At 69.4% G+C, this 9,102-nt stretch carries 10 protein-coding genes and 2 pseudogenes; 7 read left to right on the top strand and 5 right to left on the bottom strand.

Translation table 11 applies throughout. The features are described 5' to 3' along the window. Positions 1 to 394, top strand: a 394-nt coding sequence (locus AB0F10_RS41925; RefSeq protein ID WP_360639088.1) for a hypothetical protein, incomplete at its 5' end; no start/stop codon positions are given. Between the two features lie 20 nt (positions 395 to 414). Here the strand turns inward: AB0F10_RS41925 and AB0F10_RS41920 are convergent. Together AB0F10_RS41920 and AB0F10_RS41915 are read right to left on the bottom strand one after the other, a co-directional pair. Then, entirely contained in the window at positions 415 to 1,404 is a 990-nt protein-coding gene (locus tag AB0F10_RS41920) for a GAF and ANTAR domain-containing protein (protein WP_360639085.1), read from the bottom strand. 200 nt (positions 1,405 to 1,604) lie between these two features. Further along, on the bottom strand, positions 1,605 to 1,835 hold the full coding sequence (locus AB0F10_RS41915) for a hypothetical protein (RefSeq protein WP_360639083.1): 231 nt from the start codon (positions 1,833 to 1,835) through the stop codon (positions 1,605 to 1,607). Positions 1,836 to 2,079: 244 nt separating this feature from the next. Here AB0F10_RS41915 and AB0F10_RS41910 point away from each other — a divergent pair, with 244 nt between their 5' ends. Both AB0F10_RS41910 and AB0F10_RS41905 read left to right on the top strand, forming a co-directional pair. Next, positions 2,080 to 2,235 carry a hypothetical protein gene (locus AB0F10_RS41910; protein ID WP_360639080.1) on the top strand — a complete coding sequence of 52 codons (156 nt, stop codon included), beginning with the start codon at positions 2,080 to 2,082 and terminating at the stop codon, positions 2,233 to 2,235. A 712-nt stretch (positions 2,236 to 2,947) separates the two neighbouring features. Beyond that, positions 2,948 to 3,268: a MerR family transcriptional regulator gene (locus tag AB0F10_RS41905; RefSeq protein WP_360639077.1), complete on the top strand. Its 321-nt coding sequence runs from the start codon at positions 2,948 to 2,950 to the stop codon at positions 3,266 to 3,268. A gap of 38 nt (positions 3,269 to 3,306) precedes the next feature. Here the strand turns inward: AB0F10_RS41905 and AB0F10_RS41900 are convergent, their stop codons facing one another. Next, positions 3,307 to 3,654, bottom strand: a complete 348-nt coding sequence (locus tag AB0F10_RS41900; RefSeq protein WP_360639074.1) for an STAS domain-containing protein — start codon at positions 3,652 to 3,654, stop codon at positions 3,307 to 3,309. Between the two features lie 467 nt (positions 3,655 to 4,121). Continuing rightward, positions 4,122 to 4,613, bottom strand: coding sequence for an Hsp20/alpha crystallin family protein (locus AB0F10_RS41895; protein ID WP_360639071.1), 492 nt, complete (start codon positions 4,611 to 4,613; stop codon positions 4,122 to 4,124). Positions 4,614 to 5,117: 504 nt separating this feature from the next. Here AB0F10_RS41895 and AB0F10_RS41890 point away from each other — a divergent pair. Both AB0F10_RS41890 and AB0F10_RS41885 read left to right on the top strand, forming a co-directional pair. Next, the gene (locus tag AB0F10_RS41890; protein WP_360639068.1) at positions 5,118 to 5,987 is read left to right on the top strand and encodes an MEDS domain-containing protein; all 870 of its coding nucleotides are present in this window, start codon (positions 5,118 to 5,120) and stop codon (positions 5,985 to 5,987) included. Beyond that, positions 5,977 to 6,438, top strand: coding sequence for an ATP-binding protein (locus AB0F10_RS41885; protein WP_360639065.1), 462 nt, complete (start codon positions 5,977 to 5,979; stop codon positions 6,436 to 6,438). Before AB0F10_RS41890 ends, AB0F10_RS41885 begins: the two co-directional genes overlap by 11 nt. Before the next feature lie 119 nt (positions 6,439 to 6,557). Here the strand turns inward: AB0F10_RS41885 and AB0F10_RS41880 are convergent. Continuing rightward, positions 6,558 to 6,677 (bottom strand): annotated as a pseudogene (locus AB0F10_RS41880) (cellulose binding domain-containing protein); the annotation flags it as partial. A gap of 577 nt (positions 6,678 to 7,254) precedes the next feature. Between AB0F10_RS41880 and AB0F10_RS41875 the strand changes: the two are divergent. Both AB0F10_RS41875 and AB0F10_RS41870 read left to right on the top strand, forming a co-directional pair. Next, complete coding sequence (locus tag AB0F10_RS41875) at positions 7,255 to 8,517, top strand: hypothetical protein (RefSeq protein WP_360639062.1); 1,263 nt, start codon at positions 7,255 to 7,257, stop codon at positions 8,515 to 8,517. A gap of 398 nt (positions 8,518 to 8,915) precedes the next feature. Beyond that, positions 8,916 to 9,102: pseudogene (locus tag AB0F10_RS41870) on the top strand (1,4-beta-xylanase); the annotation flags it as partial.

Below are 9,102 nucleotides of genomic sequence, written 5' to 3'. Positions count from 1 at the left end.
CAGCCGCCAGGCCGCCGAACGCCGCTACCTGCGCGGCACCGCCGCCGCCACCCGGCCGGGCGCCACCCAGGACGACCGCGTGCAGGCCGAACGCGATCGCCGTGCCGCGAACCGGGCCGTCGCCCAATGGGCCAACGACAACACCGCCGACCTGCGCCGGCTCGCCGGACAGGTCACCGCCCTGACCGACCTCGACGAAACCGCCGCACCCGCCCTCGGCCGGCTGCACCAGGCCCTCGGCGACCCCGACGCGTCCGCCCTGCCCGCCTTGCTCGCGGCGATCTGCCAGCACCTGCCTGATCACCCGGGCCTGGCCGCCCAGATCGACACCGTCACCGCACACACCGACCAGATCCTCCAGCGGCACCCGGCCCGCGGCGGCGGCACATCATGAGGTAACCGTCGGGCGTGGCCTCAACCCGGCGGCGACTGCCGCGCGTCGCTCGCCGAGCGGGTGCCTTCAGCCGGCTGCCGCGACGGTTCCTCGGCCGGGCGCCCGGCCGAGGCCGTGTGCGGGTGGCGTAGACGTCGTCGACCGCCGGCCGCATCCGTCGCACGCGGAGCCGGGATGATCAGGTGCCCGGACGAGCCGTGACCAGCCGTCGGCGGACTCCCGGACCCGGCCGGGGTGCGGTCGCCGCCGGCGACCCCGCGGCGCTGGGGAGGAACAACGTCAGGACCGGAACGCCCGGCGTCCCGGTCGCCTGCTGTCTGGTCGACGATCGCCGCCGCGATGGCGGCGATCGTGCTGCCGGAGTATTGGGACAACTTCGCGAGGACCGCGGACGCTTCGACCGCGGTGCAGTGCCGGTCGGCCATGATGATGCCCTTGGCCTGTTCGATGGTCGCCCGGCTGTCCATCGCATCCCGCATGTGCCGGGCGAGATCGGCACCGCCGGCATAATGGTGGGTGTCGGCCATGGCCGTGGCGGCACAGCCGGCGAAGGTCTCGGCCAGGGCGACCGCGTGGTCGTCGAAGGCCCGCGGCTCGGTGGAATAGACGTTGAGCGCCCCGGTGACCCATTCGTGTACCGGCAGCCCGATCGACAGCGCGCTGTGCGCCCCGGCATCGATCGCATGGTCCGTCCAGTCGGGCCAGCGGGTGTCCGCCGCCACATCGGTCACCGAGATGGTGATGCTGGCAGCAGCCGCCGCCAGACCGGGCCCGTGGCCGTGCTCGTACTGCCATTGGTCCAGGGCGACCGCGAGGGCGCCGGTGCTGGCAGCGGTGTGCGCACCGCCGGGGCCGACCAGGGTGACGGAGACGTCGGTCGCCCTCGCAATGGTCCGCCGGGCAAGGCCACAGATCCGTGCCACCACGTGGTCGAAGGTGGTTTCGTGGAACCGTGTCCGGCCGAGCTCGGCGAACGCGTCGGCGCTCGTCATCGAATTTCGAGACGTCATGAAATGGTGTCCCCTTGAGGTGGGCACGTCACCGGTGCCTGCCGGTGCCGCGACGTGCGGATCTCGGTTCGCCGTGCCAAGGGTGCCCGCGGGCGGACACCACTTCCTGACGCCGGACCGTCACACCCGCGGTGGCGTCACGGTCGGACGGTCGCCGGGTCGGTGACCGTCATGGGGCAACATTCGTCCTCATCGGATGCTCAGTCCGGTGGCTCCTTGGATGGTGTCGACGGTGCGGGACTCTCCGCATCCGCATCCGCATCATTGATGCCGGCGTTGCTGCTGCCGTGCACCGGAGTGTCGGCGGCGGGCGCCTGGTCGGTGAGGAAGGTGCCGGTCTCGGCAGCACCCGAGACGTACTGATCGGTGCTGCTGCCGGCGTTGGTCTCGATCTTCTCGGCGCCGGCATCCGGATTCCCGCTGTTGCTCATTCCGGTACCTTCCGTAGTCATCCGGGTTGCATGAGCTCTGCCGGGCGGTCTTCCCCGCGGCCCGCCACACAAACATGGTAGATCCGATGCGGCCCCTGAGCATTTCGTCCCGGGTGGCGGTTGGCTGACGAGCCGGTACGAGGCTGGATCGGTGTGCGTGGCGGAACATCGGGCGTGATTGGAAAACGTGGGGGATGGGTATCTGCGGGTCGGCGGAAAGTCCGCCGAGAAACGGAGTCCCCCCATGCTGATTATCGGTCTTGTGCTTCTGTTGCTGGGCATCGTCCTCAGCATCCCGGTCCTGTACACGATCGGTATCATCCTGCTGGTCGTGGGTGCCGTGTTCTGGATTCTCGGATCCGTCGGCCGGCCGATCGGCGGCCGTAAATATTGGTACTGACCCCGAGTCGCGAAAAGGCGCCCGCCGAACGGCGGGCGCCTTTTTCCTGTGCTCCAGGACGGCCCGGGCGCACTCAACCTCGCGGTGACCTGGGCCGACATCGACGAGGTCCGAAAGTCGGGAGGGGTGCCCAGAAAATCTGTGCCCCGGTGACTAGACATCCTCGTCAGGTCTGCTAGTGTTCCTGGTGTTGACAGAAGAGATCGCGGAATGACGCGGACGAACCAGACCGAGCGTCAAGCAGGGCCCGGACCGTCTCGTGGCTCGCTCGGCACCGCGGTGATCCATATCGCCGCACATCGCAAGTGCAGGAAAGTGTCAGGAGCAACAACAGGTCGGCGACGCTGATTCAGCCCGAGGCCTGGAAGGACAATGTTCGCCGCACGTGTGCGAGGCCATGAAGTCGCGTGGGGCTTCGACACCGGCGAGCAGCACCACAGAAAGTTTCGGAGCAGAGGAAAGGGAGGGCAGAACACCGTTGGATCGCCCGCCGCCGGGACATCAATTCCAGTTCTCGGGCGGACGCCGCAGTTTCCATCGAACGAGAGGTGGTCTCCGGTCACGCTTATGCGATCCTCGCACCCCATGCCGCGGATGGCGGCAGGTGCGGATATGACAAACCGACGAACCTGTCGGTAGATGGTGTTTTCGACCCGTAACCCTGGGCCCCGGCGCTTCCGTGCCGGGGCCCTCGTCATGGAGAGAGATGTATATGGCCCAACCCGATGACATGTTCGGCGACGACGACTTCCCCGCCTACACAATGGGCCGTGCCGCGGAGATCACCGGCGCAACGCAAGACTTCCTGAGGCGTCTCGATGAGGCGAAACTGATCGCACCGGTCCGGTCGGCCGGCGGGCACCGCCGCTACTCCCGCTACCAGCTGCGTCTCGCGGTGCGGGCCCGGGAGATGGTCGAGCAGGGCACCGCCCTGGAAGCCGCCTGCCGGATCATCATCCTTGAAGACCAGCTCGAAGAGGCCACCCGGCAGAACGAGAATTACCAGCGTCAACAGGAGAGCGGCGCCTCCTGACCCGATCGTGCCCCGTTCCCTCTCGGCCCGGGGCGCCTTCATCGCCCCGATCGGGGTGCGTGGTCGACCGCGCCGACGCGGAACACCTCGGTGAGTCCCGTAATGCGTAACACGCGTTCGACGATGGGGCAGGCGTTGACGACCCGGTATCCGCAGTCGTGCCACTGGGCCGCTGCCTGTCCCTCCAGCAGTGCCCGGATCCCGGCCGCGGTCAGAATCGGGACCCGGCGCAGGTCGATGACAAGGTCGTTGACTGCCGACCTGCCCGCGGCGTCGACAATGGTCCCGAGCAGGGCCGGGCAGCACTCGAGGTCGATGACTCCCTGGACCACGAGCCAGGCGGTCCCGCCGCCGTTGTACTGCCACACGCCGAATTCGTCGCCCATCGCCCACCCCCTGGCGAGTCGTTTCATCTCCCGCGTCGGATCGCACTGTCCATCGGTCGCGGCCGCCGGCCGTCCGGGTCGACCGGATGACTTTCGGAACCCCTGATCTCCGGCCGCCGGACCGCGGATCCCCGCGCCTTCCCGCCCGGCTACCGCGCCCGGCTCCAGGGTGCTGGTGGATCGGCCGACGGCGACGGGCCGGGATCATCGTGTAGACGGCGGCCGGCTGATATTCGAGGCTGACGAAGTGCGCCGCGGGGTCACGCGCACGCTGTCGGGAGTGACCCCGGCGGCATCGGCTGCCGCGCCCATGGCCTAGCCGGGGAACCGCGTCGTCCACGCCGGGCTCTGCTGCGGCGGGCGGGGCAACCCTGCCACCGGGGTCACCTGCTCACTGGGAACATGGTTACGGTTTGTCGTTCCGATCGACCACCTCCTTGACTGACGGCGGCACAAGCCGGACCGGGTCAGCCGGTCGCACCGGCCGGCTGACGATCCATCCCGGCCTCCCCGTTGATCATCTTGTGGCCCGCATGGGCACCGAGGGCGGCAGCGCCGTCGCCCCGCATGACTTCGATCTTGCGGGGTCTGGCCTGCTCTGCCACCGGGATGGCCAGGGTGAGCACTCCGTCGCGGTACTCCGCGGTGATGTCGTCCACGGCCAGGCCGTCACCGAGGACCAGCTGCCGGCTGTAGGTGCCCGAGGGGCGTTCGGAGACCAGGTAGTCCGCCCCTTCCGGGTCGCGACGGGTGCGTTCGGCGCGCACCGTCAGGGTCTGGTTCTCCGCCGACACCTCCAGGGAGTCCGCGTCGATGCCGGGCATGTCGAACCGGACCACGAACCGGTCACCGGTGCGCAGGCAGTCCATCGGCATCAGCGAGGGCGTTCGCGCGGCGCCGAGTACCTCGGCGGCGAGTCGGTCGAAATCACGGAACGGGTCGAATCGAAGGGTCTGCATGACCAACACACCTCCAGAACTGTCCCGGGCGGCACTTCGCCCGCATCATCGAACGAGGGAAACCGGTTGTCCGGAAAGATCGCGCCACGCCGGTGCGTCAGGGCATCGGTGACACCGATCCGATGGCCGGGACCAGCAGGGCCATCGTGATCACCTCCCTGTCGGTACGCTCATCCCTACCGGTAAACCTGGCCCAATCAACACATAAATCCTGTACCGTTGAGACCAGATTTTGTCAAGTCCGGGCACCAGATCGGGTCCGAGTTTCAGTGGCGCCGCGGAGTGGGCGCGGTGTCGTCGAGCGTGACGGACAGTCTGTCCGGGTCAACGCCGGCCGCCACGCAGACGGTGTCGGCACGGCTCTGCGGGGGTATGTGACCGGTCGAGGTAAGACCGGGTGGGACGAGACTGCGCTGGTCCCATGGTGATCGACGCCGTGTGCCGCGCCGCCGCCCGGGGAAACACTTGCGGTGGGCATGCCGCGGCGGGATGAGGAGGTGCGGAGTGGCGGACGCGTCGAGAGTGGAGGACCTGCAGCCGGGTGATCATGCCTGCCTGATGTTCTCCGACAGCGAGGAGCGCCTCGATCTGGTGGCGGCGTTCGCCCGGGCCGGGCTGCGGCAGGGCCACAAGGTGCTGTGCCTGACCGATGCGATCGCGCCGGCCGAGCTTCGCGGGGAGCTGGCCGAGCGCGGGCTGAGTGTGCACGACGCCTTGGACAGCGGACAGCTTCAGGTCGTCGGCGCCGCCGAGATGTTCCTGACCGATGGTTCGTTCGCCGCCGCGCCGGTGGTGGCGCGGCTGGACCGGCGCGTCGCGCAGGCCCGGGAAGCGGGGTTCGCCGGGCTGTGGGTCACCGCCGACATGTGCTGGGCGCTGCGCCCGGTGGCCGGCGTCGAGGAATTGACGGCGTACGAGTCACAGGTCACCAGGCTGCTGTCGGACGGCCGGGCGACGGCGGTCTGCCAGTACGATCGGCAGTGCTTCGACGCGGTGACCCTGGCCGGCGCCACGGCAAACCACGAGCGGGCGCTGACGGCGGTGACCTACCACGACGACGCGCTGCTGCGGATCTGCCGCCAATACCTGCCACCGGGCATCCGGGTCGCCGGGGAGATCGACTATCGCGGGATCGAGCCACTCACCCGGGCCCTGGCCGAGGCGCTGGCCCTGGACGACCACATCGACGTCAATCTGCTCGGATTGAGCTTCATCGACGGCAGCGCGGCCGGGGTGCTGGCCCAGGCCGGTGCGGCCCTGCGCAACGGGTCCCGGATGAGCGTGCGGTGCGGTGCACAGACCGGCAAGGTGCTGCGGGCCCTGGGAATCGCGGATGTGCCGGCGGTCCGGCTGGTGGTCGTCGATGACCAGTAGCTCCGGCGTCCCCGTGCACGGCACGCCCGCCGAGGCGGCCGCGACGCGCCGGATGCTGCTTGACGAGCCGTTCGAACTCAAGGACCTGACCGCGCTGCGCGCCGCGGTCGCCGCCCATGCCGACCGCACCCGGCTGTCCCCGGAACGGGTCGCCGACCTGGTGCTCATCGCCGCCGAGCTGACCAGCAACGCCGTGCGCCACGGCGGCGGCCGCGGACGGCTCCGCCTGTGGACCACCGACTCCACCGCCTGTTGCCAGGTCACCGACTGCGGCCCCGGCCTGCCGGCCACCTACCGGATGCCCCAGCAGGCGCCCGGCGTGGCCGTCGCCGGTGGCCGTGGCCTGTGGCTGGTCAGGTGCTTCAGCGACACCGTCACCGTCGAGCATCCCGGCCGGCACGGCGTGGCCGTCACCGCCGCCATCAACCTGCCTCCGCCCCTGGCCACCTGAAACCGCATCACCCCCCGTTCCGGCGCAGACGGCGGTGGCACCGCTGCCCATTCCGGTGCCTTGTAGCTCTGGTTCGTGAGGGTGACGGTGCCGCCGGCGCCATTCGTGACGGCGTTCCGAACGGAGCTGATCGACGTTCCGCTCGGCAGGGTGAGGGTGACGCGCCAGCCGTTGAGCGCGGTGGTTCCCGCGGTGACGTTGACCTTGGCGACGTACCCGCCGTTCCACTGGCTCTGCACCGAGTGGGCCGCCGAGCACGCGGGGCTCCCATCGCCGGGGGCGGGCTGCTCGGCGAGTGCCACCGTCGAGCGTCAGGTTCTTCTGCTGGACGGTCCACTTGCCGCGCGGCGGCATCGGCCGGTTTCCCCGAGCGCACGACGACGGCCGCCGGTCCGGCGCCGATCCTTGATCTTCTTCTCATTCACTACCCAGGGGATGACTGCGGCAAACCCATTGATGCTCGGCAATGTCGCCAGAGTATTTGGGCGATGGGAATTTCCGCCGATAGATGGCGAAAAATATCGGTGATTAAAACCGTTATGTAGCGTCGCCGGGCGGAGTCGATGGAAGTAGCATCAAGCGATTCCCTTGAATGTCCGGAGACATTCTGGCAATCTCCCGGATCAGGCGTCACCGCTGTCGCCGCACCCCGTGACCTCAGCCCGGCTCGGCGGCGATGGAAAGGCATGCGCGGCGACGGCCCTTCGCGGCTCGCCATCAAAGAGGACCCGCGCTGCGGGTCCCGGCCTTCGATGCGGGTCGTCGCCCCTGGCAGGTCATCGACCCGATCCGACCCGCACCGAGCTTGGAGGACACATGAAACGCCACCCCGACGTCGGGCGTCGCCGAACTGTCACCGATCACAGCCTCGTGCCCCCGGCGTCCCGGGATTCGGCGGCCGCACGCCCCGGTCGTCGGCGCCGCGTCGCGAAGGTCGTCGCCGCCGTGGCGACGGCGATCGGAATCGCCGTGCTGAGCCTCGCGAGCGTGGCCTCCCCGGCCGGCGCGAGTGTCGGCAGCGCCGCGGCGGTCGCCCGGGTAGCCACCGGTTACGGCCACACCTGCGCGGTCCGCGCCGACGGCACGTTGTGGTGCTGGGGCAGCAACTACCTCGGCGAGCTGGGTGACGGCACCACCACGGCCCGGACCTCCCCGGTACGAATCGGCACGGCCGCCTCCTGGGCCAGCATCGACGCCGGCACCAGCTACACCTGTGCGGTCCGGACCGACGGATCGTTGTGGTGCTGGGGCAACAACTTCCGGGGCCAGCTCGGGGACGGCACCACCACAAGCCGGACCGCCCCGGTGCGAGTCGGCGACGCCGGCAACTGGGCCAGTGTCAGCGCCGGCGACAGCCACACCTGTGCCACCCGTACCGACGGGACCCTGTGGTGCTGGGGTTTCAACCGTTTCGCGCAACTCGGAATCGGATCCGACGTCTACTACGTGACCGTTCCCGTGCAGGTCGGCACGGCAACCACCTGGGCCGGTGTCACGACCGGCTTCGCGCACACCTGCGCGGTGCGCACCGAGGGCACCCTGTGGTGCTGGGGCGACAGCACGGATGGACAGCTCGGTCTCGGCGGCCTGAGCTACCGGGCCACTCCGGCGCAGGTCGGCACCGCCACGACCTGGGCCGGCGTGACGGCCGGCTACGCCTTCACCTGCGCGGTCCGCGCCGAGGGGACCCTGTGGTGCTGGGGTGAGAACGGGTACGGACAACTGGGGATCAGCGGAACCCACCAGACATCGCCCGTCCAGGTCGGCGACGGCACCACCTGGAGCGGGGTCAGGGCGAGCTTCGACACGCCGTGCGCGGTCCGGACCGACGGCACCCTGTGGTGCTGGGGCAACAACTCGACCGGGCAGCTCGCGGACGGGACCACGACCCACCGGTACGCTCCCACCCGGATCGGCACGGCCACCACGTGGACGAGTGACTTCGCGGCCGGCTACCACGTCTGCGGCTTCCGTACCGATGACAGCCTGTGGTGCTGGGGCAACAACGCCAACGGGCAGCTGGGCGACAACACCACCACCCAGCGCCCGGTCCCCGGCCAGGTGACACTTCCGGCCTGACGCGCTTCGTCCGGTGCGCTCACCTCAGGGCGGGCCGGACGGAGTCCGAAACTTTCGGTCTCCTGCTCTCCAGAAACGTTCATGGTTCCTCCGCGACGCGCGTCGTCGCGACTTCGAGCCGCGCAGTCATCGTCATGAACAGGCAATACATGCGCTGACGGCACGATTCAGGTCGACGGAAACTTCCGGAAGTTGTTGACAACTCCGCCCGGCCGTTCTGATACTCAGAAACATCGATGAACTTCGTCGTCAGGTCCGTGCACCCGGCCACCGCGTGGCGCACGGACCGTGATGCCGTGGACGGTGGCGGGCCCACCTCCCGACCGTCCACGGCGGCGACGGGTCATCACGCGCGGCCTTTCTGTCGCGCCGCTCCGACGAGGAAAAGGACTATTCGCGTGAACGACCGACCCGCCCCAACCCCACGCCGCCGCCGCAACCGGGCGAGGTTGCTCCTCGGCGGCGCCACCGTCGCCGTGCTGACGGCAGCCTCGATCGCCGTGGCCGGTGTCGCCCACGCCGAGGCAGACCGGACCATCACCTCAAACCAGACCGGCTACCACAACGGCTACTTCTTCTCATACT

Source organism: Actinoplanes sp. NPDC026623 (assembly GCF_040638275.1).
Taxonomy (GTDB): Bacteria; Actinomycetota; Actinomycetes; order Mycobacteriales; family Micromonosporaceae; genus Actinoplanes.
The sequence above is the reverse complement of the archived record's forward strand: the minus strand, read 5'-3'. Positions and strand labels throughout refer to the sequence as shown.

Excerpts from the sequence above, each read along its gene's own strand:
- AB0F10_RS41920 (WP_360639085.1), bottom strand. The coding sequence starts at position 1,404 with ATGACGTCTCGAAATTCGATGACGAGCGCCGACGCGTTCGCCGAGCTC.
- AB0F10_RS41915 (WP_360639083.1), bottom strand. The coding sequence starts at position 1,835 with ATGAGCAACAGCGGGAATCCGGATGCCGGCGCCGAGAAGATCGAGACC.
- AB0F10_RS41910 (WP_360639080.1), top strand. The coding sequence starts at position 2,080 with ATGCTGATTATCGGTCTTGTGCTTCTGTTGCTGGGCATCGTCCTCAGC.
- AB0F10_RS41905 (WP_360639077.1), top strand. The coding sequence starts at position 2,948 with ATGGCCCAACCCGATGACATGTTCGGCGACGACGACTTCCCCGCCTAC.
- AB0F10_RS41900 (WP_360639074.1), bottom strand. The coding sequence starts at position 3,654 with ATGGGCGACGAATTCGGCGTGTGGCAGTACAACGGCGGCGGGACCGCC.
- AB0F10_RS41895 (WP_360639071.1), bottom strand. The coding sequence starts at position 4,613 with ATGCAGACCCTTCGATTCGACCCGTTCCGTGATTTCGACCGACTCGCC.
- AB0F10_RS41885 (WP_360639065.1), top strand. The coding sequence starts at position 5,977 with ATGACCAGTAGCTCCGGCGTCCCCGTGCACGGCACGCCCGCCGAGGCG.
- AB0F10_RS41875 (WP_360639062.1), top strand. The coding sequence starts at position 7,255 with ATGAAACGCCACCCCGACGTCGGGCGTCGCCGAACTGTCACCGATCAC.